This is a genomic window from Georgenia sp. G2120 (assembly GCF_055326485.1).
The window spans coordinates 54,493-78,789 of the sequence record NZ_JBUZNL010000007.1; the positions used below are offsets into that span (position 1 = coordinate 54,493).

21 protein-coding genes are annotated in these 24,297 nt (G+C 73.9%); 6 read left to right on the forward strand and 15 right to left on the reverse strand.

From position 1 onward, the window contains the following. Positions 1-34 precede the first annotated feature (34 nt). From nusB to aroC, 8 genes are all read right to left on the reverse strand, one after another. Positions 35-748, reverse strand: coding sequence for a transcription antitermination factor NusB (gene nusB, locus ACZLMO_RS09450; RefSeq protein ID WP_425714053.1), 714 nt, complete (start codon positions 746-748; stop codon positions 35-37). Continuing rightward, on the reverse strand, positions 749-1,306 hold the full coding sequence (gene efp, locus ACZLMO_RS09455) for an elongation factor P (protein ID WP_425714054.1): 558 nt from the start codon (positions 1,304-1,306) through the stop codon (positions 749-751). Positions 1,307-1,412: 106 nt separating this feature from the next. Further along, complete coding sequence (locus ACZLMO_RS09460; protein WP_425714055.1) at positions 1,413-1,904, reverse strand: hypothetical protein; 492 nt, start codon at positions 1,902-1,904, stop codon at positions 1,413-1,415. After that, positions 1,901-2,509, reverse strand: coding sequence for a hypothetical protein (locus ACZLMO_RS09465; RefSeq protein WP_425714056.1), 609 nt, complete (start codon positions 2,507-2,509; stop codon positions 1,901-1,903). The genes ACZLMO_RS09460 and ACZLMO_RS09465 overlap by 4 nt, the downstream gene beginning before the upstream one ends. Positions 2,510-2,541: 32 nt before the next feature. Next, positions 2,542-4,119 carry an HNH endonuclease gene (locus ACZLMO_RS09470; RefSeq protein ID WP_425714057.1) on the reverse strand — a complete coding sequence of 526 codons (1,578 nt, stop codon included), beginning with the start codon at positions 4,117-4,119 and terminating at the stop codon, positions 2,542-2,544. A gap of 303 nt (positions 4,120-4,422) precedes the next feature. Beyond that, positions 4,423-5,076, reverse strand: coding sequence for a shikimate kinase (locus ACZLMO_RS09475; RefSeq protein WP_425714058.1), 654 nt, complete (start codon positions 5,074-5,076; stop codon positions 4,423-4,425). Next, positions 5,073-6,740 (reverse strand): 3-dehydroquinate synthase, encoded by a 1,668-nt coding sequence (gene aroB / locus ACZLMO_RS09480; protein ID WP_425714059.1) that lies wholly within the window; start codon positions 6,738-6,740, stop codon positions 5,073-5,075. Before aroB ends, ACZLMO_RS09475 begins: the two co-directional genes overlap by 4 nt. Next, the gene (gene aroC / locus ACZLMO_RS09485) at positions 6,737-7,954 is read right to left on the reverse strand and encodes a chorismate synthase (RefSeq protein ID WP_425714060.1); all 1,218 of its coding nucleotides are present in this window, start codon (positions 7,952-7,954) and stop codon (positions 6,737-6,739) included. Before aroC ends, aroB begins: the two co-directional genes overlap by 4 nt. Before the next feature lie 91 nt (positions 7,955-8,045). On the opposite strand from aroC, the gene ACZLMO_RS09490 reads away from it, so the two are divergent. From ACZLMO_RS09490 to ACZLMO_RS09515, 6 genes are all read left to right on the forward strand, one after another. Continuing rightward, positions 8,046-9,572: an MmgE/PrpD family protein gene (locus tag ACZLMO_RS09490; protein WP_463653575.1), complete on the forward strand. Its 1,527-nt coding sequence runs from the start codon at positions 8,046-8,048 to the stop codon at positions 9,570-9,572. After that, on the forward strand, positions 9,572-10,465 hold the full coding sequence (gene prpB, locus ACZLMO_RS09495; RefSeq protein ID WP_425714062.1) for a methylisocitrate lyase: 894 nt from the start codon (positions 9,572-9,574) through the stop codon (positions 10,463-10,465). The genes ACZLMO_RS09490 and prpB overlap by 1 nt, the downstream gene beginning before the upstream one ends. 55 nt (positions 10,466-10,520) lie before the next feature. Next, entirely contained in the window at positions 10,521-11,651 is a 1,131-nt protein-coding gene (locus ACZLMO_RS09500) for a bifunctional 2-methylcitrate synthase/citrate synthase (RefSeq protein WP_425714063.1), read from the forward strand. A gap of 292 nt (positions 11,652-11,943) precedes the next feature. Further along, positions 11,944-13,494, forward strand: coding sequence for a xylulokinase (locus ACZLMO_RS09505; RefSeq protein ID WP_425714064.1), 1,551 nt, complete (start codon positions 11,944-11,946; stop codon positions 13,492-13,494). A 211-nt stretch (positions 13,495-13,705) separates the two neighbouring features. Beyond that, complete coding sequence (locus ACZLMO_RS09510) at positions 13,706-14,743, forward strand: zinc-dependent alcohol dehydrogenase (protein WP_463653576.1); 1,038 nt, start codon at positions 13,706-13,708, stop codon at positions 14,741-14,743. Between the two features lie 61 nt (positions 14,744-14,804). Next, entirely contained in the window at positions 14,805-15,458 is a 654-nt protein-coding gene (locus ACZLMO_RS09515) for a class II aldolase/adducin family protein (protein ID WP_463653577.1), read from the forward strand. A gap of 92 nt (positions 15,459-15,550) precedes the next feature. On the opposite strand, the gene ACZLMO_RS09520 is transcribed toward ACZLMO_RS09515, so the two are convergent. From ACZLMO_RS09520 to ACZLMO_RS09550, 7 genes are all read right to left on the reverse strand, one after another. Continuing rightward, positions 15,551-16,291 carry a prepilin peptidase gene (locus tag ACZLMO_RS09520; RefSeq protein WP_463653578.1) on the reverse strand — a complete coding sequence of 247 codons (741 nt, stop codon included), beginning with the start codon at positions 16,289-16,291 and terminating at the stop codon, positions 15,551-15,553. 167 nt (positions 16,292-16,458) lie between these two features. After that, positions 16,459-17,397: a shikimate dehydrogenase gene (locus ACZLMO_RS09525; RefSeq protein ID WP_463653579.1), complete on the reverse strand. Its 939-nt coding sequence runs from the start codon at positions 17,395-17,397 to the stop codon at positions 16,459-16,461. Next, entirely contained in the window at positions 17,394-18,560 is a 1,167-nt protein-coding gene (gene mltG, locus ACZLMO_RS09530) for an endolytic transglycosylase MltG (protein WP_463653580.1), read from the reverse strand. Before mltG ends, ACZLMO_RS09525 begins: the two co-directional genes overlap by 4 nt. Beyond that, positions 18,557-19,135 (reverse strand): Holliday junction resolvase RuvX, encoded by a 579-nt coding sequence (gene ruvX / locus ACZLMO_RS09535; RefSeq protein WP_463653581.1) that lies wholly within the window; start codon positions 19,133-19,135, stop codon positions 18,557-18,559. Before ruvX ends, mltG begins: the two co-directional genes overlap by 4 nt. Next, the gene (gene alaS, locus ACZLMO_RS09540; protein WP_463653582.1) at positions 19,132-21,813 is read right to left on the reverse strand and encodes an alanine--tRNA ligase; all 2,682 of its coding nucleotides are present in this window, start codon (positions 21,811-21,813) and stop codon (positions 19,132-19,134) included. Before alaS ends, ruvX begins: the two co-directional genes overlap by 4 nt. 178 nt (positions 21,814-21,991) lie before the next feature. Beyond that, positions 21,992-22,615 carry a 30S ribosomal protein S4 gene (gene rpsD / locus ACZLMO_RS09545; protein WP_425714072.1) on the reverse strand — a complete coding sequence of 208 codons (624 nt, stop codon included), beginning with the start codon at positions 22,613-22,615 and terminating at the stop codon, positions 21,992-21,994. Positions 22,616-22,754: 139 nt separating this feature from the next. Then, positions 22,755-24,116 (reverse strand): replication-associated recombination protein A, encoded by a 1,362-nt coding sequence (locus ACZLMO_RS09550; protein ID WP_463653583.1) that lies wholly within the window; start codon positions 24,114-24,116, stop codon positions 22,755-22,757. Positions 24,117-24,297 lie beyond the last annotated feature (181 nt).

Here is a 24,297-nt window from a genome sequence, read left to right on the forward strand (position 1 = left end):
CCTCACCGACTGGCCGGTACCGTCGCGCCTTCCTTCAGACCCGGTAGAGGTCCTTGTTCCTGGACACCTCGCCGAGGACGCCGCTGACGAACCGCGGGGAGTCGTCGGTGGAGAGCTGTCCGGCCAGGTGGGCGGCCTGCTCGATGGCGACCCCGTCCTCGACGTCGTCGAGGAAGACGACCTCGAACACGCCGAGCCGCAGCAGGCCCCGGTCGACGGCGGGCATCCGCCGCAGGGACCAGCCGTGGGACGTGGCCGTGAGGATCTCGTCGATGACCGTGAGGTGGTCGGCCACCCCCTCGACGAGCTCGACCGCGTAGGCGGGCAGCCCGTCCTGGGCGATAGTCCGGCCCGTGCGCTCGGCGAGGACGGCCAATAGGCGGTCACCCGTGGTCACCAGGCCCTTGGCGTCGGCCTCGAACAGGACGTCGAGCGCGCGGTGGCGGGCCTTGGTCCGGGCGGTCGCGTGGAAGGTGCGGCGGGCACCGCGGGCACCCGCACGTTCCGCGGACGGGACGTCCGCGCTCACGCGCACCGCGCCGGCCGGCACCTCGTCCTCCGTCGCGACCTCGATCGGGGTCGGTTCGTCGCCTGTCGACGTCGGCTCGGAGTCGGCCGCTGCGACGACCTGGTCGACGGCGGGGCGCACAGGCGCATGCGTGTCGCTGTCGGGCCCGGCCGGTGCCGGGTGGTCGACGTCGTGCCCGTCCGTGCCGGGCTCGCCCGGCGCGGGACTCTCTCCGCCCATTCAGGCGCGTCCGAGGTAGTCGCCGGAGCGGGTGTCGACCTTGACCTTGACGCCCTGCTCGAGGAAGAGCGGGACCTGGATCTGGTAGCCGGTCTCGAGGGTGGCGGGCTTGGTGCCGGCCGAGGAGCGGTCGCCCTGCAGGCCCGGCTCGGTCTCGGTGACCTCGAGCACGACGGACGTGGGCAGCTCGACGAAGAGCACCTGGTCCTCGTGCGTGGCGACGACGACGTCGGTGTTCTCGAGCATGAAGTTCGAGGCGTCGCCGACGACCTCGGGACGGACCGGGATCTGCTCGTAGTTCTCGGAGTCCATGAAGATGAAGTCGGTGCCGTCGTTGTACAGGTACTGCATGTCGCGGCGGTCGACCGTGGCGGTCTCGACCTTGACGCCGGCGTTGAAGGTCTTGTCCACGCCCTTGCCGGACAGGACGTTCTTCAGCTTGGTGCGCACGAACGCGGGCCCCTTGCCCGGCTTGACGTGCTGGAACTCGACGACCGACCAGAGCTGGTTGTCGATCTTCAGCACCATGCCGTTCTTGAGGTCGTTCGTCGAAGCCATGTGTAAGCCGTCCTGTCGGGTGGGAGTCGTTCGGTCGGGCCGGAGGGAGCGGCGGAGCACGGCCGCGCGGTCCCGGCACGGGGCACGGGTGCCCCTCGTCGGCGGTTCAGGATATCGCGGCGAGCACGGCCCGGCCGAGGAGACCCCATGACGCCGCCCACAGGTAGGAGGCGAGCGTGCCGATGATGAACCGTTCGGCGGTCAGGCCGGCGGCGACGACCCGGGGCGGGACGCGGCGCTCGTCGTCGGGCTGGAGAACGATCGCGGTGTCGTCGTCGCGGGAACCGGCCCCGTGGTCGGCGCGCAGCTCGGGATACCGGCCCAGTCCCTTGAGGGCGAGGACGACCGCGACGACCTCGGGGAACCCGGTGACCAGCCCGCCGGCGATCGCGGCCCGTTCGAGGTAGCCGATCCACTGCCCGCCCCGGTCGAGGCCCACCGGATGGGTGATGAGCTCGGGCGCGTCGTCCCCGCTCGCGCCGGCCACGGTGAACCGGCGCAGCAGCCGGGCGACGACGGGGCTGCCGGTGACGGCGGCGAGAAGAGCGGCGACGACGACGAAGAGCGAGGTGAGCAGCCCGAGCAGCCAGTCGTTCACGAGATCTCCTCCGCGGCGGCGACCATCGCGGCGACGTGCGGGAGCGCGGCGAGCTCCTCGCGCACGCCGGCGACGCGGACCCGGTCGTGGACCGCCTGGTAGGTGATGCCGAGCTCCTCGGCGACGGCCCGCTGGGTCACCCCGGTGACGAGGCGGTCGGAGACCTCCCAGCCGGCGTCGGAGCGGGTGCGGCGCAGGGCCCCGACGAGATGGAGGACGGCCGTGGCGGACTCGGCGGCGTCCTCGTCCGCTCCCCGCACGACGATCGGGTAGCTCGACGCCTTGCTCCGCGCCGTCTCGACCGCGTCCCGCGCGAGGACGAAGGCGGTGCCCGACGACGCGCTCGCGCTCGCGGCCAGCGGCGTGTCGACGGGGCCCGCGCCGATGCCGACCGCCCAGTCGAGCCGGGCCAGGCGCAGGGCGACGTCGACCGCGGCCGGCGCGCTGGTGAGGACGCCCTGGATCTCGTCCCCGACCGTCCGCTCGAACGGGAGCGCGACCACCCGGCCGGCGCGCTCGTGCCACGGGGCGAGCTCGGCGAGGATCTCGTCCACGAGGACGCCGCGCTGGGTCGACCGGTTCTGGTCGGCGGTGACGACAAACATGCCATCAAGGCTATGTTCTTGATTGCTGCCGATCAAGGCGATGAGTCCGGTATGTCGGGCGGGTGGTCCGACCCGGGGCCCGCGCGTTCGTGGCCCACCGAGTCGCGTTCCGGGGACCGGCCGGCCCGATCGCGGGTCGCTCCGGCGAGCTCCCGGCGGCCCCTCATCGGTCCCCGGGCGCCGCCGGCTCGATCCGGGTCGGGCTCGTCGTCGCGCACACGTCGTGCCTCCCGGTTCGCCGCGACGCGTGCCCGAAGGTCGTCGATGCGGCGGTCGGTGACGTTCTGGGCGAGCGTGGAGCGGCTCGCGGCGTATCGGTGCCCGGTCGGCGTCGTGACGGTCAGGCCGGTCGCCGTCGACTCGTGGGTCCAGCCGGGGTTCTCCTTGGCGAGGTTGCACCGCTGGCACAGCCCCGAGGCGTTGGCGAGGCTCGTCGCGCCGCCGGCGGCCCACGGCGTGGCGTGGTCGACCTGCCGGAGGTCTGCGCCGCAGAACGGGTTGCGGCAGATGTCGTCGCGCAGGCTGACGATGTGGCGCAGGGAGGCGGGGAACGTGCGGGCGCGCGAGTCGAGGCCCTCGATCTGTCCGGTCCCGGGCCGGAGCCACAGCCGGCGGAGCGACACGTCCGACGCCTGCTCCTCGGAGAGGTACCCGCGGGCGACCGCCGCGGGGACGGGGCCGTGCCCGGGGAGCCAGGCGGAGTCCGGCCCGCCGAGGAGCGTCTCGTCGGTCATCACGAGGGTGAGCGCGACGTCCCGGGGCTCGTCGACGGCCCGGCCGGTCACGCGCTCGACGAGGAGGTCCGCGGCGATCTGGGCCTTGGTCCGCGAGGCGGCGGCGCCCGTCGCGACGGCGGTGCCGGAGTCGCGCTCGAGGGCCGCCTTGACGCTCACGGCGTCCGCCACCGTCAGCAGGGCGCTGAGGTAGGCCATGCCGTTCGGCGCCGGGCGGACGCTCACGCGCCGCTCGCTCCTCGCGCGCTCCATCCGCAGGACTGCGCTCTCCTGGTCGAGCTCCTGGGCCAGCTTGCGCGCCCGGTTGCCGGCCTGTCGGTCGCCCATCGTGGGGAGGTCGGGCGCGAGCACCTCGTCGACGACGCGGCGGTCGTCGGGCGCGAGGAACGCGATCTCCTTGGCCACCAGGGTCGCGCGCCACTCGGAGACCTCACCCGCCTCCATGAGCTCGAGCGTGCGCGGCATCTCCGAGGTGAGGCACCGCGCGAGGCGCAGGTGCACGCCGCCGGCGAACGGCGACTCGCGGCGGGCGAGCGCGATCTCGTCGGCCACTCCCCTGCCCTGCCGCTCGACGGGAATGCCGCGCCGCGCCTCGTCGTCCCGACGCATGTCGTCCAGCGCCACTGACGCACGCGCCTGCGCAGCCTCGGCCGTGCGCTTGAGCGACTCGGCGGCCGAGATGATCGCGATCGCCTCCGCCTGGTCGGCGACCTCGATCCGCGCGAGCGACCTCGCGAAGGCGAGGATCTCCTCGGGGCCGGGGCTGGCGCCATGGTGGTCGACCGCCCCCGTGTCCGTCCCGGCTGCGCGCTCGGCCGGTCCCGTCCCGCTTGCGTCGTCGTCCGTGCCCGACCCCAGCGTCCAGTCCGTCGTCATGTCGCTCACCTCCCCCGTCGCGTCGCTGCCGAACGACCCTCGGGGGTGGGCACGCGTCCTCGCGCACCCCGCCGGTCTGGTCGATCTGGTGACTACGCTACGGGCCACCACCGACAACGAAACCGCAGGATTGCAACGGTTGTGGACAGTCGTGCAGCAGGCCGACCTGTGGGGACGGCGTCGCCAACAGGGTGTGTTCTAGCGTCGTCGACGGCGACAAGGGCGTTGCCGACGGGACAGCACGTCGAACGACGACGAACGACGCACGCGTGACGTCGAGCGAAGTCCGACGCGCCCTGGCTGTCAGTCGCCGCGGACCACCTCGAGGACGGCGGCGAGCACCTGCTCCTCGTTCATCGTCGTCGTGTCGATCGTGACGGTGGCGACCGCGGCGAGGGCCGCGTCCCGCTCGGCCGCCATGGTCGTCCACATCGCCCGCGGGTTCGGCAGCGCGACCGAGCCGAGGCCGGACAGGCCGAGCCGGCGCATCGCGGTGCCGGGGGTGATCCGCAGGTGGACGACGACGGCGCCGCTCCCCCGCAGGTCGGCCAGCCGTTCGGTGGCCGCGTCGATCGCGCCGGACCCGAGGGCGACGACGGCGGGCTCCTCCAGCGGGTCGCCGCCCAGCGCCTCGGCCGCCACGGCGGACTCCGCGGCACGGAACTCGGACTCGCCGAGATCGACGACGAGCTCGTGCACCGGCGCGCCGAGGCGATCTGCGACGAGGTCGTCGGTGTCGCGCAGAGGCAGGCCGAGCGCCCCGGCGACAGCCCGGGCGGAGGTCGAGACGCCTGCGCCGGGGACGCCGAGCAGGACGATCGTGCGTGCTTCCGGCGTGTCGCCGGTGCCCGAGTCAGGGCCTGCACCGACGCGTGCTCCCGCGCCGGGATCCGGTCCCGAGGCGCCGGGCACGTCCTGGCCGGAGCCGGCGTCGAGGGAGTGGTCGTCGCCCGTCACGCGCTCACCGTGGCCCACGCGGCCTCGAGCACGTCGTCGTCGGGGCCGTCGAGGATGACCGGCTCCCCCTCGGCGCGCAGGGCGACGAACCGCAGCCGGTCGCCGCGCACCTTCTTGTCGTTGCCCATCGCCGCGCGGACGCCGCCCCAGTCGAGCCCGCTCACGGTCACCGGCAGGCCGAGGGAGGTGAGCACGGCCCGGTGACCGTCGGCGAGGCCGCTCTCGGCCAACCCGCTGCGCTCGGCGAGCTCGGCGGCGACGACCGAGCCGACCGCGACCGCGTCGCCGTGCCGCCACGAGTACCCGGACGCCCGCTCGATCCCGTGCCCGGTCGTGTGGCCGTAGTTGAGGACCTCGCGCAGCCCCGCCTCGCGCAGGTCCTCCCCCACGACGTGCGCCTTGACGGCGACTGCCCGCTCGACGAGCTCGCGCAGCACGGCCGAGCCGGGGTCGAGCGCCTCCTCGGGGTGGGAACGCACGAGCGAGAGGATGTGCCGATCGCTCACGAACCCGATCTTCACCACCTCGGCGAGCCCGGCCGCGAGGTCGGCGGCCGGCAGCGTGGCGAGCAGGTCGAGGTCGCAGACCACGGCGAGCGGTGCGTGGAAGGACCCGACGAGGTTCTTGCCCGCCGGCGTGTTGATGCCCGTCTTGCCGCCGACCGCCGCGTCGACCATGCCGAGCAGCGTGGTGGGCACGTGGACGACGCCGACGCCGCGCAGCCACGTGGCCGCGACGAACCCGCCGACGTCGGTGGTGGCGCCGCCGCCCAGGGTGACGACGACGTCCTGACGGCCGAACCCGTGCTCGCCGAGGACGGTGTGGCACCGGCCGACGACCTCCCAGGTCTTCGCGGCCTCGGCGTCCGGGAGGAGGAACGTGTGCGCCTCGCGCCCGCCGAAGCGGAGGGCGGCGGCGATGCGGCCGGCGCGGTCCGCCATGACCTCGGGGTGGACGAGGAGGACGCGACGGGCGGTCTCCGGGATCGCGCGGGCGACCTCGCCGGACAGGTCGTGCCCGATCGTCACCGGGTAGGGGCGGGCACCCGGCACGGTGAGGACGGTGGGGGCGGCCGCGAGTGCCGCGACCTCGGCGGCGACGTCGCTCAGATCGCGCCCGTCGGTGTCGACCGTCCAGGTGGCGACCTCGGCGTAGAGCGGCGCCCGTTCCTCCGCCAGCGCGGCGAGGCGCCCCACCGGGTCCTCGGCCAGCAGGGGCCGGCTCGAGGCGGAGCCCACCCGGGCGTGCGCCTGCTCCGGCGAGACGGCGAGGTGGACGACCCTGCGGTCGGCGAGGTCGGCCCGCGTGGCCGGGTCGAGGACCGCGCCGCCTCCGAGCGTGAGGATCCCGGTGCCGTCGGCGAGCTGTGCGGCGATGACGTCGCGCTCGAGCTCGCGGAACGACCCCTCGCCGGCGGCGGCGAACACGTCGCTCACGCTGCGGCCGGCGCGCTTCTCGACCAGGTCGTCGCTGTCCGAGACCGTGGTGCCGAGGAGCCGGGCGAGGTGCCGCCCGACGGCGGACTTCCCGGCACCGGGCAGGCCGACGAGGACGAGGTCGGGTCCGCGGCCGGGCACGGGCGCCCCGGCGATCGGGTGGACGGCCGGCCCGCCGGGGGTGTCCCCGGCCGGAGGCCCGTCGTCGTGCACGTCGTTGCCCGTCAACGCTGGTGCTCCGGGATCGCCTCGAGGTAGGCGGCGAGGTTGCGGGCGGCCTCCTCGACCGAGTCGCCCCCGGTCTTCTCCAGCAGCGCCTGGGCGAGCACGAGCGCGACCATCGCCTCGGCGACGACGGCGCCCGGCGCCACGTGGCACGTGTCGGAGCGCTGGTGGAGGGCGGTCGCCTCCTCGCCGGTGGCGACGTCGACGGTCGCGAGCGCGCGCGGCACCGTCGAGATCGGCTTGAGGGCGGCGCGCACGCGCAGGACCTCGCCGTTGCTCATGCCGCCCTCGGTGCCGCCGGCGCGGTTCGTCTCGCGCACGATGTGGCCGTCGTCGTCGCGGGTGATCTCGTCGTGCGCCTGCGAGCCTCGGCGGCGGGCGGTCTCGAACCCGTCGCCGACCTCGACGCCCTTGACGGCCTGGATGCCCATGATCGCGCCCGCGAGCCGGGAGTCGAGCCGGGCGTCGCCCGAGACGAACGAGCCGAGCCCGGGCGGCAGGCCGTAGGCGAGGACCTCGACGACGCCGCCCACGGTGTCGCCGTCCTTCTTCGTCGCGTCGACCTCGGCGACCATCTCCTCGTCGACCCCGGGTACGATGCACCTCAGCGGGGAGGCGTCGAGGGCTGCGACGTCGTCGGGCGTGGGCAGGGGGGCGCCGTCGGGGACCCGGACCGGTCCGACGGCGAGGGTGTGCGAGACGAGGCGGACGCCCGCGACCTGCTCGAGGACGGCGGCCGCCACGGTGCCGAGGGCGACCCGGGCGGCGGTCTCGCGGGCGGAGGCGCGCTCGAGGACGGGCCGGGCGTCGTCGAGGTGGTACTTGCGCATGCCGGTGAGGTCGGCGTGCCCGGGGCGGGGCCGCGTGAGGGGCCGGTTACGGGCGACCTCACGCTCGTCCCCGGTGCCGGCGTCGACGAGCAGCTCGCTCGGGTCGACGGGGTCGGCGGACATCACCGTCTCCCACTTGGGCCACTCGGCGTTCCCGATCGTCAGGGCGACGGGGCCGCCCATCGTCACGCCGTGCCGGACGCCGCCCAGCAGGGTGACGACGTCCGTCTCGAACTTCATGCGCGCCCCGCGGCCGTAGCCCAGGCGGCGGCGCGCGAGGGCGGCGACGATCTCGTCGGTGGTGATCGACAGTCCGGCGGGCACGCCCTGCAGCACGGCGACGAGCGCCTGGCCGTGGGACTCCCCGGCAGTGGTCCAGCTCAGCATGCACCGATCATCCCATCCGTCCCGCTCGCTCCCCCGCGCCCCTCGTCCCGTGAGACTCTTGGACCCCCGCCACCGCCGCCGAGAGGGAGCCATGACCAGGCACCACGTGAGAGTCCACCCGTCCGCGGACGACCTCCCCCGGGAGCGGCAGCTCGCCTGGGCGATCGCCGAGCTCGCCGCCGAGCGGGTGGCCCCGGACGCCGAGGTGACCGACATGGTGGTCAACCGCGTCATCGACAACCACGCGGTGGCCGCCGCCTCGCTCACGCGGGCGCCCGTCGTCGCCGCACGCGCGCAGGCGCTCGACCGCCCGCGCACCCCGGGAGCGACGGTGGCCGGCCTCCCGTCCGACACGCGCGTGGCCCCGGAGTGGGCGGCGTGGGCGAACGGCGTGGCCGTGCGCGAGCTCGACTTCCACGACACCTACCTCGCCGCGGAGTACTCGCACCCCGGCGACACGATCGCGCCGATCCTCGCCGTCGCCCAGCACCTGGGCGAGGCGCGTGGACTCACGGGCGCCGACCTCGTCGCCGCGATCGCCACCGCCTACGAGGTCCAGGTCAGCCTCGTCACCTCGATCTCGCTGCACGCGCACAAGATCGACCACGTCGCTCACCTCGCGCCCGCCGTGGCCGCCGGGATCGGCACTCTCCTGCGCCTGGACCCGACGACGATCTTCCAGGCCGTCGGCCAGGCCCTGCACACGACGACGGCGACCCGCCAGTCCCGCAAGGGCCAGATCTCGACGTGGAAGGCGTACGCGCCCGCGTTCGCCGGCAAGGCCGCGATCGAGGCCGTCGACCGTGCGGTGCGCGGCCAGACCTCGCCCGAGCCGATCTACGAGGGCGAGGACGGGGTCATCGCGTGGCTGCTGGACGGGCCGGGGGCGGGGTACGACGTCGACCTGCCCGCGCCCGGTGAGCAGCGCCGCGGCATCCTGCGGACCTACACGAAGGAGCACTCGGCCGAGTACCAGGCGCAGGCGCTCATCGACCTCGCGCGGCGGATGGGCGAGGCGCACCCGGAGCTGCGTGACCCCGTCCGGGTGGCCGGGATCGTGCTCGAGACGAGCCACCACACCCACCACGTCATCGGCTCGGGCGCGAACGACCCGCAGAAGTACTCCCCCGAGGCCACGCGCGAGACGCTCGACCACTCGATCCCCTACATCCTCGCCGTGGCGCTCCAGGACGGTGCCTGGCACCACGAGCGCTCCTACGCGCCCGAGCGCGCCCGGCGCGCCGACACGGTCGAGCTGTGGCAGAAGATCACGACGGTCGAGGACCCCGCGTGGACCGAGCGGTACCACTCGAGCGACCCGGCGGTGAAGGCGTTCGGCGGCCGCCTCGTCGCCACGCTCGACGACGGGACCGTCGTCGCGGACGAGCTCGCGCTCGCCGACGCCCACCCCGACGGCGCACGGCCGTTCGCTCGGGACCAGTACGTCGGCAAGTTCGAGACGCTCGCGACCGACGTCCTCGGCGCGGACGAGGTGGCCCGCTTCCTCGACGTCGCCCGCCGCCTGACCGACCTCGGTCCCGACGAGCTCGGCCAGGTCACCGTCACCGCCCCCGCCGCCACGATCGACGCGGCCGGCCGACCCGAGGGGATCCTCTAGTGCTGCACGCGCCCGCCTCCGCCTCCGACAAGCGCCGGGCCCTCCGTGCCCGGCTCGCCGCCGGGGAGCAGCTCGTCCTGCCCGGGGCGTTCAACCCCCTCTCGGCCCGGCTCATCGAGGACAAGGGCTTCGACGGCGTCTATATCTCCGGCGCCGTGCTGTCCGCCGACCTCGGTCTGCCGGACATCGGGCTCACCACGCTCACCGAGGTGGCCCAGCGCGCCGGCCAGATCGCGCGGGTGACGAACCTGCCGGCGATCGTCGACGCCGACACCGGGTTCGGCGAGCCGATGAACGTGGCCCGCACGATCCAGGTCCTCGAGGACGCCGGGCTCGCCGGCGCGCACATCGAGGACCAGGTCAACCCCAAGCGGTGCGGGCACCTCGACGGCAAGCAGGTCGTCGACGAGGCCACCGCGCTCAAGCGGGTGCGCGCCGCTGCCGAGGGGCGCCGTGACCCCGACTTCCTCGTCATGGCGCGCACGGACATCGCCGCCGTCGAGGGGCCGGGGGCGGCCGCCGAGCGCGCGAGGGCCCTCGTCGACGCCGGGGCAGATGCGATCTTCCCGGAGGCGCTGCGCAGCCTCGAGGAGTTCGCCGCCGTGCGCGCGGCGGTCGACGTCCCCGTGCTCGCCAACATGACCGAGTTCGGCAAGTCCGAGCTGTTCACGCACGCCCAGCTCGCCGACGCCGGCATCACGATCGTCATCCACCCCGTCTCGCTCCTGCGGTCCGCGATGGGCGCCGCCGAGCGGCACCTCGACCACCTGCGCGAGCACGGCACGCTGACCGGAGTGGTCCCCGAGATGCAGACCCGGGCGAGGCTCTACGAGCTCCTCGACTACGCCGGGTACAACGCGTTCGACTCCGACATCTTCACGTACGAGCCCTGATCCACCCTCGTCACCGACGAGCCTCGATCCATCCCTCGACCGGCAGGAGCACCCCATGACGCAGCAGCACGGCACCGCCGAGCCCGAGATCCGCAAGGGCCTGGTCGGCGTGGTCGCCGACACCACGGCGATCTCGAAGGTCAACCCCGAGACGAACTCGCTGCTCTACCGGGGCTACCCGGTCCAGGAGCTCGCCGCGAGCTGCTCGTTCGAGGAGGTCGCCTACCTCCTGTGGCAGGGCGAGCTCCCGACGGCCGCCGAGACGGACGCCTTCGTCGGCACCGAGCGCAGCCACCGCAGGCTCGACCCGGCGCTGCGCGCCGTCGTCGACGCCCTGCCGACGAGCGCGCACCCGATGGACGTCGTCCGCACCGCCGTCTCGGTGCTCGGCGCGCAGGACCCGCTCTCGGAGGACTCCTCCCCCGCCGCCGAGCTGGAGAAGTCCGTCCGTCTGCTCGCCCAGCTGCCCGTCGTCGTCGCCTACGACCAGCGGCGCCGGTGGGGCAAGGACGCGGTCGAGCCCCGCGACGACCTCGACCACTCCGCCAACTTCCTGTGGATGACGTTCGGCGAGGAGGCCGACCCCGTCGTCGTCGACGCCTTCCGTCGCTCGATGGTCCTCTACGCCGAGCACTCGTTCAACGCCTCGACCTTCACCGCGAGGGTGGTCACCTCGACCCTGGCCGACCTGCACTCCGCCGTGACCGCGGCGATCGGCGCACTCAAGGGGCCGCTGCACGGGGGCGCGAACGAGGCCGTCATGCACGTGTTCGAGGAGATCGGGTCGGCCGAGAACGCCGCCGGCTGGCTCGAGGGCGCGCTCGCCGAGAAGCGGAAGATCATGGGCTTCGGCCACCGCGTGTACAAGAGCGGCGACTCCCGGGTCCCGACGATGAAGGCCGCCCTCGACACCCTGGTCGAGCACTACGTCCGGCCCGACCTGCTCGCGCTGTACGACGCGCTCGAGGAGGCCATGACAGGGACGAAGAACATCCTCCCCAACCTCGACTACCCCTCCGGCCCGGCCTACCACCTCATGGGCTTCGACACGGAGATGTTCACGCCCCTGTTCGTCGCCGCCCGGGTGACGGGCTGGACAGCCCACGTGATGGAGCAGCGGGCGAGCAACGCACTCATCCGGCCGCTGTCCGCGTACGCCGGTCCGGACGAGCGGCACCTCCGGTAGGGCCCCGGGGCCCCGGGGCCCCGGGGCCCCGGCCCATCAGATCGGGTCAGGTCGGGTCGGGGGCGAGGTCGAGTCCGTCCCGCCCAGGGCCCGGCAGTCGGTCGCGCTGACCATCGGCGACCGGACGTGCATGACGACGACGCAGCGACGAACGATCGTGCGTGTCACCAGGTCTGCTGGTGCTTCCAACACGGAACGTGGTGAGATCGGGGCGGAGCCCGCGCCGGGACTGCGGCTCCCGTCGTCGGCCGAGGCCGGTCGCGACGCCGATCAGCGCCGATTCGAGGTTCCCATGCCCCCGTCAGCACCGCTCGTCATCGCGGTCGACTCGTCGACCACGTCCAGCAAGGCGATCATCGTCGACCCCGACGGCAAGGTCCTTGCCCTCGGCAAGCGCGAGATCCAGCTGCGCAGCCCGCGCTCGGGCTTCGCCGAGCACGACCCCAACGCCTGGTGGAACTCCACCAACGACGCCGTCGCCGCCGCGGTCTCGCAGCTGAAGAACGCGGACAAGGAGCGCATCGTCGCCATGGGCGTCACGCACCAGCGCGAGACGTTCGCCCCCTTCAGCGAGGACGGCACGCCGCAGCGCGACGGCATCCTGTGGATGGACATCCGGGCCTCGGACCAGATCCTGCGCCACGGCACCAAGGACATCTGGGAGCTGTCCGGCAAGCCGCCGGACGTCACCCCCGCGATCTACAAGATGGCCTGGGTCAAGGAGAACGAGCCCGGCGTCCTCGAGAACGCCGACCGCGTCGTCAACGTCCACGCCTTCCTCGTCAAGAAGCTCATCGGCGAGTGGAAGGACTCGGTCGCCTGCGCCGACTCGCTCGGCCTGTTCGACATCGCCAGGCAGAGCTACGACGCCTCGCTCCTGGAGATCGCCGGCGTCCGCGAGGACCAGATGGTCGAGCTCCACAAGCCCGGCGAGGTGCTCGGGAACATCCAGGAGTCGGTGCTCGACGGCTGGGGCCTGTCCCAGGACGTCCAGCTCGTGGCGGGCCTCGGCGACGGGCAGGGCGCCGGCATCGGCGCGGCCTCCGTCGACGAGCAGACGCTGTACATGAACCTCGGCACGGCCGTCGTCGCGGGCGTGCTGTCCGAGGAGTACGCGTTCGGGCCCATCTACCGCACCCTGGCCGGCGGCGTCGCCGACACCTACGTGCTCGAGATCCTCCAGTCCTCGGGCGCCTTCCTGCCGACCTGGTACCGCACGGCCTTCTGGAACCCCGAGCTGCGCGGCCGCCCCGACCCCGAGCTCGAGCGCATGGCCGCCGAGCGCGCGCCCGGCTCCGGCGGCCTCATCACGATGCCGTACTGGAACGCCGTCCAGAGCCCGCACTGGGACCCGATCGCCCGCGGCGGCGTCGTCGGCTGGCGCGGCTCCCACGGCCGCGGCTCGATGTACCGCTCCATCCTCGAGGCCATCGGCCTCGAGATGGCCCGCTCGGTCGCCGGGCTCGAGAAGGCCACCGGCACCGAGATCACGACCGTGCGCGCGATGGGCGGCGGCGTCCGCTCGCCCCTGTGGCGGCAGATCATGGCCGACACGAGCGGCAAGCCGATCACCGCCTGCCTCGAGGACGAGATCTCCGCCCTCGGCGCCGGCGTGCTCGCCATGGCCTCCACCGGCGTGCACGGCGACACCTCCGTGCGCACCGCGGCCCAGGCGATGGCCCGGTTCGGCGACGTCACCGAGCCGAACGAGGAGAACCACGAGATCTACGCCGAGCTCGGCGCGATCCAGGGTGAGCTCTACGAGGCGCTCAAGCCGACGACGGACAAGCTCCAGGCGTTCGCCACGAAGTACCCGGACGCCGAGGTGACCGACATCGAGTAGGACCCCGCCGGCCGGGGACGGACCGCCACGGTCCGTCCCCGGCCGACCCCGCTCGTCGGGCACCGCGCCACGCGCCCGCACGGCGCCCCACGACCCTCGGCGCACCGACCGACGACCTCCGACACGACTCGCGCCACGCCGACCCACGCCACCAGCCCAGCACCCGCGCCCCGACTCCCGCCGGGGCCGACCACCGAGGAAGGACCAGCCCATGCGCGCCTACATGTTCCACGGACCCGGCGACCTGAGGCTCGAGGAGATCGAGCCCGAGCGTCCCGGCCCCGGCGAGATCGCCGTCGAGATCAGGGCGGCCGCCACGTGCGGCACCGACCTCAAGTCCTACCGCCGCGGGCACCCGACCCTCTTCCCCACGCTCCCGGCCCGGTTCGGCCACGAGTTCGCGGGCGTCGTCACCGTGGTGGGCGACGGCGTGAGCGACTTCGAGGTCGGCCAGCGGGTCGTCGCGGCGAACACCGCCCCCTGCGGCAGCTGCTGGGCCTGCACGATCGGCCGCGAGTCGCTGTGCGAGAACCTCCAGTACCTCAACGGCGCATTCGCGGAGCAGATCGTCGTGCCGAAGGCGATCGTCGAGCGCAACACCTACGTCATCCCCGACTCGCTCGCGTTCGAGGCGGCCGCCCCGCTCGAGCCGCTCTCGACGGTCGTCCACGGCATGCACGAGTCCGGCATCGCGCTCGGCGACACGGTCGTCATCAACGGCGCCGGGCCGATCGGCCAGATGTTCCTCACGCTCGCCCAGCTGCGCGGTGCGACCGTCGTCGTCGCCGATCGCTCGGCCGGCCGCCTCGAGCAGGCCCGCGCCGCCGGGGCCGCGCACGTCGTCGACCTCACCGGGCTCGAGACGCCCGAGGAGTGCGCGGCCGCCGTGCGCCCCTTCACCCCTGGCGGGCGCGGCGCCGACGTCGCCATCGAGGCCGTCGGCCTGCCGAACGTGTGGGAGCAGACCGTGCTCGGGCTCCGGCCCGGCGGCACCGCCGTCCTGTTCGGCGGGACCCCGAAGAACGCGCCGTTCTCGGTCAACAGCTCGGACATGCACTACAAGGAGTACACGCTCAAGGGCGTCTACCACCACCAGCCGCGGTTCGTGCAGATCGCGGTCGACCTCCTGGCGACGGGTCGGTTCGACGGCATGAGCCTGTGCACCGAGGTCCGCCCGCTCGAGGCGCTCGTGGACTCCCTCGAGGACATGGCCGCCGGGCGCGGGTCGAAGTACATCCTCCAGCCCTGAGCGCGCCCGCTCCCCCACCACAGACCCGATCACGCAGGACGACAGAGAGGACGAGCACGGAATGCTGCTCGAGAAGGAGCGCGCCGAGGTGGTGCGCGTGTGCCAGGAGATGCAACGCCAGGGACTCGTGGTCGGCACGGCCGGCAACGTCTCGGTCCGGGTCGGCGACCAGGTGGCGATCTCGCCGTCCGGCATGGCCTACGAGGACGTCGAGCCCGGTGACGTCGGCATCCACGACCTCACGGGTGCGCCGATCGACGCGCGCTGGGCTCCGTCGAGCGAGCTCCCCCTCCACCTCGCCGTGTACGCGGCAACAGACGCCGGGGCGATCACGCATAACCACGCGCCGGCGTCGACCGCGCTGAGCGTCGTGGTCGACGAGGTGCCGGCCACGCACTACTACTCGTCGATTTTCGGCGGTCCGCTGCGCGTGGCGCCGTACGCGACCTTCGGGTCCGACGCGCTCGCCGAGAACGTGGCGGCCGCCCTCGAGGGCCGGTCCGGGGCGCTCATGGCGAATCACGGCGCGCTCACCACGGGCCCGACCCTGGCCAAGGCGTTCAGCCTGCTGCCCTACCTCGAGTACGTGTGCGAGGTCCAGCTGCGCGCGATGGCCGCCGCCGGCGCCGACTCCCCGCGCATCAAGGTGCTCAGCCGCGAGCTCCTCGACGAGGCCGGGTCCGGCCTGTCCGGGTACGGGCAGACGAAGGACTGACGCAGGACCACCGCCCGACGACGAACGACGTTCCGTGACCGCGCGGGACGTCGTTCGTCGTCGGGGCCGTGCGGCAGAGGCCGACCCGAGCGTCAGGCCGGCGCGAGCGTGAGGGCACCCGCCAGGTCGAGCCAGGTGGCCAGCGCCGCGCCGACGAGGAGCGCCGGACCGAGGGGCACGTGGGAGCGGAGCGTCGCCCGTCGCGCCACGACCGCGACGATCGAGACGAGGCCCCCGACGACGATCCCCAGCACGGGACCGACCGTGGCCGCCGGGACCGAAAGGAACCCGAGCCACGCGCCGGTGAGCAGGAGCAGCTTGACGTCGCCGAGCCCCACCCCGCCGGGCGTGACGAGCGCGACCGCGTAGAGGACGCCCGCCGGCACGAGGGCGCCGGCGGCGGCGCGCAGCAGGGCGCCGGGCTCGCCGGCGAGGAGGGCTGACGCCACGAGGAGCGGGAGCGCGACGGCCCCGCCACCGATGAGGAGCTTGTCCGGCAGCCGGTGCGTGCGGTGGTCGGTGACGGCGAGGAGGACCCCCACCCCGGCGAGCCACGCGCCGGCGAGGGCCCACCCGGCGCGCGCGATGCCCGCTGCCGCGGTCCCGGCGTCGTCGTGCCGCGTGCCCGAGCTGCCCTCCGGACCGCCGAACGGGCCCGTCCCGGGACCCGCGGTGAGAAGCGCTGACACGACGGCGAGGGCGACGATCGCCGCCACGACGACGGACACCGGCCCGACGGCGCCGAACGCGGTGGCGCGCGGGCGCGGACGGGGGTGCGGGGTCGTTGTGTCGTCGGTGCGTCCTGGCTCGTCGTCTGTGCGTCCCGCGTCCATCCCGCCCCCTGTCACCTCTGTCGACCCTGTCGTGCCGGTTCGCCGACGACCCGACGCGACCGCCTCCGCCGGACTTCGGGAGCCGCACCCGGTCGTCCCGACCGACATCGTCCCCCGGCCACGGTGACCGAGGTCGACCCCGGGCGGGGTGCGCCGGGGCCTGGTCGTCAGACCGCGGGCGGCAGGACCGGCGGGGAGTCCGGGATCGCGACCCCCGTCGCACGCACCGCCAGCTGGTCGAGCAGCGCCGACCGCATGACGGCGACGTCCGGCTGTCGCCCGGTCCACAGTCTGACCTGGTCGACGGCCTGGTGCAGGAGCATTCCCCAGCCCTCGGCGACGCGGCCGCCGGCGGCAGCCCAGGCGGCGGCGAGCGGGGTGGGCGTCGGGCCGTAGACGACGTCGAGGAGGACGGCGTCCGGACGAAGGGCGGGGACGAGCTCGGCGACGGGGTCGGCAACCCCTCGGGGCAGCGTGGACACGACGACCGCGGCGCCCGCGAGCGCGCGTCGGACCCCGTCCTCGTCGGTGAGCCGCACGTGCTGGGCGGCGAGCCCGGCACGGTGCGCCACCGGCAGCGCCGAGCCCGGGCCGCCGACGTTGCGGGCGAGCAGGGTGAGCTCGCGGGCCCCGATGCTGCCCAGGGCGGCCACCGCCGAGGACGCGGTCGCCCGCGCGCCGAGGATGACGACCGGGCCGTCCACCCGGGTGACCCCGGCGTCGGCCAGCGCCCCGGTGATCCCCACGACGTCGGTGTTCGCGCCGACGATCAGGCCGCCGGGCTGGACCACGAGGGTGTTGACGACGCCGAGGAGGCTCGCCACCGAGTCCTTGACGTCGACCGCCGCGGCGGCCGCGAGCTTGAGCGGCATGGTCACCGAGAGCCCGGCCCAGGTTTCGTCGAGCCCGCCCATGACCGCGGGCAGCTGGTCGACCGTGACGTCCTGGACGCCGTAGGCCCAGTCGGTCAGCCCGAGGCTCCGGTACGCGGCCCGGTGGAGCGTGGGCGAGAGCGAGTGCGCCACCGGGGACCCGACGACGGCGGCCCGGTGCCGTACGCCGGCCGCGTGCACGTCCTGGCCGACGAGGACCTCCCCTGAGGTCACGACGACGGGTTCTCCGCCTGCCACTCGCGCAGCAGCTGGACGTTCTCGTTCTGCTCCTCGAGCGTCTCGGCGAACAGGGTCTCCCCCGTGTCGAGGTTGATCGTGACGAAGTAGAGCCAGTCGCCCGGGGCAGGGTTGAGGACGGCGTCGATCGCGGTCTCGCCCGGCGAGCCGATCGGGGTCGGCGGCAGACCCGGGTGGACGTAGGTGTTGTACCGGTTGTCCGGATTCTCCGTCTCCTCGCGCGAGGGGATGCCGCCCGAGCGGCCGAGCCCGTAGAGCACGGTGGAGTCCATCCCGAGCATCCCGTGGGTCTCGGTCGTGTCGTCGAGCCGGTTCTGGATGACCGTGGCGACCTGCGGCATGTACTCGTCGATGTTGACCTCGCGCTCGACGATCGACGCCCGAGTGAGCACGGACTGCCACTCGTCCTCCGGCACGCCGAGCTCCTCGAGCCGGGCGACCTGGTAGGAGACCATCTCGGCGAGGACGTCCTCCGCGGTCGCGTCCGGCTCGAACGCGTAGGTCGCGGGGCCGAACCAGCCCTCGACCTCGCCCTCGGCGACCTCGGGAAGACCGATCGCGGCCGGGTCCTCGAGCGCGGCCGCGACCTCCTCGACCTCGACCTCGAGGTTGGCGGCGATGCGCTCCATCACCTGGGTGCGCGTGAACCCCTCGGGGATCGTCATGGTGATCTCGTTGCGGCTGGCCGGGTCGAGCAGTGCGGCCACGGCGTCCTCCGCGCGCATCTCCTCCATCAGCGTGTAGGTGCCGGGCTGGATGCCGGCCGCCGTCGGGTCGTTCGCGTAGGCGTCGGTGAACGCCCGCTCGGAGGCGACGACGCCGGCCTCGACGAGCGTGCTGGCGATCTCGGAGCCGGAGGCGCCGATCGGGATCGTCACGTCGGTCTCGCCGCTCCCGGGCCCCGGGTAGTCCTCCGCGCTGGTGTCGGGGCGGAAGCCGAGCGTCTCGCGCACCTGGGGAAGGGCGAACCACGCGACGGCGGCGAGCAGGCCCAGCGTGAGGACGACGACGATCCCGGTCCGGGTGCGGCGGTTCCGGCGTCGCCGCCGGGCCTCCTCCTGGGCGCGGACCGCGCGCCGCGAGGTGCGGGGCTCCTCGGGTTCCGGGGCGTCGGCCACCTCGTCGAACAGGTCGCTCATGCGGGGGTCTCCTTGGGCGCTCGGGGGGTGACCGGGCGCCCGGGGGGACGACCGGTCGCGCGCTCGACGTCGAGTGCGGACTCGAGGATGAGCACCGCCGCGACCTGGTCGACGACCTCGCGGTGGCGCCGCCCGGGGCGGCCGCTCGCGTGCATCGCGCGGTGCGCGGAGGTGCTGGTCAGGCGCTCGTCGACGAGACGGACGGCCACGCCGTCGGTCGCGGCACCGGTCGATGACGTGGTACCGGTCGGCGTTCCGTCCGCGGCCCTGCTCCCGGCTCCGGCTCCGGCTCCGGCTCCGGCCGCGATGATCCCGGCGAGCGTCGCGGCGTAGTCGGTCGCCGCGCGCGCCGAGGCGCGGACCTTGCCGTCGAGGCTGCGCGGCAGGCCGACGACGACCTCGATGGCACCGGTCTCGGCCACGAGGCGCGCGATCTGGCGCTGGTCGGCGCCGCCGGCGTCCCGGGCGAGCGTCGCCACTGGGCTGGCGAGCACGCCGTCGGGGTCGCACCGGGAGACGCCGACGCGGACGGTGCCCACGTCGACGCCGATCCGGACGCCACGACGCAGGGTCATGCGCCCGCCACGGCCGTGCGGACCGCCGCGAGCGCGGCCGGGACCGCCGAGGCGTCCGTCCCGCCGCCCTGCGCGACGTCGTCCTTGCCTCCGCCACCGCCGCCGAGCTCGCCGGACGCGGTCCGGACGAGCTGCCCGGCACGGGCGCCGGCCTCGCGCGCGGCCGCGTTGGTGGCGACGACGACGAGGGGCCGGTCGTTCGCGGTGCCGACGAGCGCGACGACGAGCGGGCGTGACTCGCCGGCCCGGCCGCGGACGTCGAGGGCGAGCGTGCGCAGGTCGTCGGCGCCGGACACGGTACCGAGGTCGGCGGAGACGAGGGTGACGCCGCCGAGCTCCTCGCCCGCGTCGAGCAGGTCGCCGCCCCGGCGCAGGAGCTCGGCCTGCTGCAGGCTCGCCAGCTGCTTCTCGGCGCCCTTGAGCTTCGTCATGAGCGAGCCGATGCGGTCGACGAGCTCCTCCGGGCGGGACCCGACGATCTGGCCGAGCTGGGAGACGATCGCCTTCTCGCGTGCCTGGTTCTGGTAGGCACCGGCGCCGACGAGTGCGTCGACGCGACGCACGCCCGAGCCGATCGAGGACTCCCCGAGCACGGTGACGAGGCCGAGGCTGCCGGTGCGATCCACGTGGGTGCCGGCGCACAGCTCCTTCGACCAGTCGCCGCCGATCGAGACCACGCGGACGCGGTCCCCGTACTTCTCGCCGAACAGGGCGATCGCTCCCGCGGCGCGGGCGTCGTCGAGGCTCATCGTCTCGTCGGTGACGTCGAGGTCCTCGGTGAGGCGCTCGTTGACGCGGCCCTCGATGTCGCCGAGGACGCCGGCGTCGACCGCCGCACCGTGGCGGAAGTCGAACCGCACGCGCGAGGGCGAGTTCTCGGACCCGGCCTGGGTCGCCTGCTCACCGAGGTGCTCGTGCAGCGCCTTGTGGATCATGTGGGTCGCCGTGTGGGCGCGGGCGATGTGGCGGCGCCGCTCGGTGTCGATCGCCGCGTGCACGCCCTCGTCGAGGGTCACGGTGCCCTCGGTGAGCGTGCCGCGGTGGACGGACAGGCCCTTGACGGGCTGCTGGACGTCCGCGACGTCGATCACCCCGCCGCCGACGAGGCGGATCTCGCCCTGGTCGGCGAGCTGGCCGCCCTGCTCCGCCCAGAAGGGGGTGCGGTCGAGGACGAGCTCGACGTCGGCCGGGGCGTTCGCCGTCGGGGCCGGGACCCCGTCGACGAGCAGGCCGACGACGCGGCCCTCCGCCTCGGCGTCGTGGTACCCGAGGAAGTCGACCGGACCGCCGAGGCGGCCGAGGATGTCGTTGTACACGCTCGTGTCGACGTGGCCCGACTTCTTCGCCATCGCGTCGGCTCGCGCGCGCTGGCGCTGCTCGCCCATGAGCGTGCGGAAGCCCTCCTCGTCGACGGACACGCCCTGCTCGGCAGCCATCTCGAGGGTGAGGTCGATGGGGAACCCGTACGTGTCGTGCAGCGCGAAGGCGTCGGCCCCTGACAGGCGGGCGGCCGTCGGGCCGCCCTGCTCCTTGGCCTTCGTCACCGCCGTGTCGAGGATCGTCGTGCCCGCGGTCAGGGTGCGCAGGAACGCGTCCTCCTCGCCGTAGGCGATGTCGGAGATCCGCGCGAAGTCCGTCCCCAGCTCGGGGTACGTCTCCGCCATCGCGTCGCGGGAGACGGGCAGCAGCTCCGGCAGCGTGGCCTCCTCGACGCCCAGCAGGCGCACCGAGCGCACGGCGCGGCGGATGAGGCGGCGCAGCACGTAGCCGCGGCCGTCGTTGCCCGGACGGACGCCGTCGCCGATGAGCATGAGGGAGGAGCGGACATGGTCGGCGACGAGACGCAGCCGCACGTCGTCCTCGGCGTCGGCGCCGTAACGGCGTCCCGTCAGCTCCTCGGTGCGAGCGATGACCGGGTGGACCTGGTCGGTCTCGTAGATGTTGTCCTTGCCCTGGAGCAGGTAGGCCATGCGCTCGAGCCCCGCGCCGGTGTCGATCGACTTGCTCTCGAGCTCGCCGAGCAGCGGGTAGTCCTTGCCCTGGCCGGGCCCCCGGAGGAACTGGTCGAAGACGAGGTTCCAGATCTCGAGGTAGCGGTCGCCGCCGGGGTCGACCGTGCCGCCCTCGGCCTCGGGCCCGAACTCCGGGCCCCTGTCGTAGTGCCACTCGCCGCACGGGCCCGCGGGCCCAGGCTGGCCCGTGTCCCAGAAGTTCTCCTCGCGCGGAAGACGCACGATGTGGGCGGGGTCCAGGCCGATCTCGCGGACGAGGTGGTCGTAGGACTCGGAATCCTCGTCCCACAGCGTGATCCACATGCGGTCGCCGTCGAGGCCGAGGCCCCGCTCGGCGTCGGTGATGAACTCCCACGACAGGTCGATCGCGCCCTGCTTGAAGTAGTCGCCGAAGCTGAAGTTGCCGCACATCTGGAAGAACGTGCCGTGCCGCGTGGTGCGGCCGACGTTCTCGATGTCGTTGGTGCGGATGCACTTCTGCACCGAGGCCATGCGCGGGTGGGGTGCCTTCTCCGTGCCGATGATGTACGGGATGAAGGGCACCATCCCGGCGATCGTGAACAGCAGCGAGGGGTCGGGCGACACGAGCGACGCCGACGGGACGACCTCGTGGCCGTGCCGGGCGAAGTGCTCGTTCCACCGGCGGTGGATCTCGGCGGTACGCATCGGGCCTCCGGAGTGGGGGGTGTGGGTCCGTCGGGGGCGATGGGGCCCGGACGGACTCGGGGCAGGGTATCGCGACGAGACGCGAACGTTACCTATCGGCGTTCCGGCTGATCCTGCGGCCGGCTGAGACACCGGCGCCCCGGTCACGAGGGTGACCGGGGCGCACGGTGGGGGTGGATCAGCGCGAGTAGTACTCGACGACGAGCTGGACGTCGCAGGTCACGGGGACCTCGGGACGGGCCGGGCGGCGCGTGAGCTCGGCGCGCAGCTTCTCGAGCTGGACGTCGAGGTACGGCGGGAGCTCCGGAAGGACGTCGCGGTGCCCGCCGGCGGCGGCGACCTGGAACGGCGTCGTCGTCTGCGAGCGCGGCTTGACCTGGATGACCGAGCCGGGCTGCACGCGGAACGAGGGGCGGTCGACGATCTTGCCGTCGACGAGGATGTGGCGGTGGACGACCGCCTGGCGGGCCTGCGCGGTGGTGCGGGCGAAGCCCGAGCGCAGCACGAGGGCGTCGAGACGCATCTCGAGCAGCTCGACGAGCGACTCACCGGTCATGCCCGGCTCGCGGCGCGCCTCCTCGAAGACGCGGGCCATCTGGGCCTCGCGGATCCCGTACTGGGCGCGCAGGCGCTGCTTCTCCTTCAGACGGACGGAGTAGTCCGAGTCCTGGCGGCGACGGGCGCGGCCGTGCTCACCGGGGCCGTAGGGGCGCTTGTCGAAGTACTTCTGCGCCTTGGGGGTCAGGGCGATGCCGAGTGCGCGGGAGAGGCGCACCTGACGGCGGGTACGGCTGGGGGCCATGCGTGTTCCTTACTCGTGTCACGACCGATCGGCGCTGCGCCGTCGGCGTGGGGTCGACTCTGGCCGGCTGCGAGCCGGCGGTGGCCAGGACCCCGGGAGCGCCTGCGCCGAAGGGGCGCAGGACAACCAGGGCAGGATATCAGCGGTCCCCGCGCTGGATCGAGCGAACGGCGGCCAGGCGGGCTGTGATCTCCCGCTCGTGGCCGTGGGTCGTCGGCCGGTAGTAGATGGTGCCCGCCAGCTCGTCGGGCAGGTAGTCCTGCCGGAGCACGCCGCGCGGGTCGTCGTGCGGGTACCGGTAGCCGGCGCCGTGGCCGAGCGCCTCGGCGCCGGCGTAGTGGGCGTCGCGCAGGTGCTGCGGCACCTGGCCGGAGCGGCCCTTGCGCACGTCGGACAGCGCCTCGTCGATGCCGACGATCGCGGCGTTGGACTTCGGCGCCGAGGCGATGTGGATGACCGCCTGCGCGAGCGGGATCCGCGCCTCGGGCATCCCGATGAGCTGGACGGACTGCGCCGCCGCCACGGCCGTGGGCAGCGCGGTCGGGTCCGCCATCCCGACGTCCTCGGAGGCGTGCACGATGAGGCGACGCGCGATGAACCGGGCGTCCTCCCCCGCCGCGATCATCCGGGCGAGGTAGTGCAGCGCGGCGTCGACGTCGGACCCGCGCATCGACTTGATGAACGCGGAGATGACGTCGTAGTGCTGGTCGCCGTCGCGGTCGTAGACCACGGCCGCCACGTCGACGGCTGCCTCGACGTGGGCGGTGGTGATCTGCTCGTCCCCGGCGTCCTCCGCGGCGGCGGCCGCGGCCTCGAGGACCGTGAGGGCCTTGCGGGCGTCCGGCCCGGCGAGTCGCACGAGCACGGCTGCCGCGTCGTCGTCGAGGGTGAGGGAGCCGCCGAGCCCGCGATCGTCGGCGAGGGCGCGACGCACGACCTCGGCGACGTCGTCGGGCCCGAGCGGGTGGAGGGTGAGCAGGAGGGAGCGCGACAGGAGGGGAGCCTGGACGGAGAAGCTCGGGTTCTCCGTGGTGGCGGCGACGAGCGTGATCCACCGGTTCTCCACAGCCGGCAGGAGCGCGTCCTGCTGGGTCGAGGTGAAGCGGTGGACCTCGTCGACGAACAGGACGGTCTCGCGGCCCGAGGTCACGAGGTCGCGGCGGGCGGACTCGACGACGGCGCGCACGTCCTTGACGCCGGCCGTGACGGCGGAGAGCTCGACGAACCGTCGGCCGGACGCGCGGGCGACGAGGTAGGCGATCGTGGTCTTCCCGGTGCCGGGCGGGCCCCAGAGCACGACCGACGCCGGGGACGTGCGGCGCGCGCCGGCGGCGTCGGCGGGCTCGAGCAGGCGGCGCAGGGGCTGCCCGGGGGCGAGGAGGTGCTCCTGCCCGAGGACCTCGTCCGCGCTCGCGGGTCGCATCCGCACGGCGAGCGGGGCGCCGGCCGGCGCGGCGGGCGTGCCGTCGTCGGAGGTCGAGGCGGAGGTGAACAGGTCCACCGCCCCAGCCTACGGAGCCACCCAGACACCCGGTGCTCGTCGAGAGTGCGGTTGGTGCACGCCGCCACCCTCCCCACCGCAATCTCGACGAGGACGAACCGCAATCTCGACGAGGACGAACCGCAATCTCGACGAACGGACGCGACGGCTCAGCCGCACTCTCGACCAGTGAGTTGCGGCG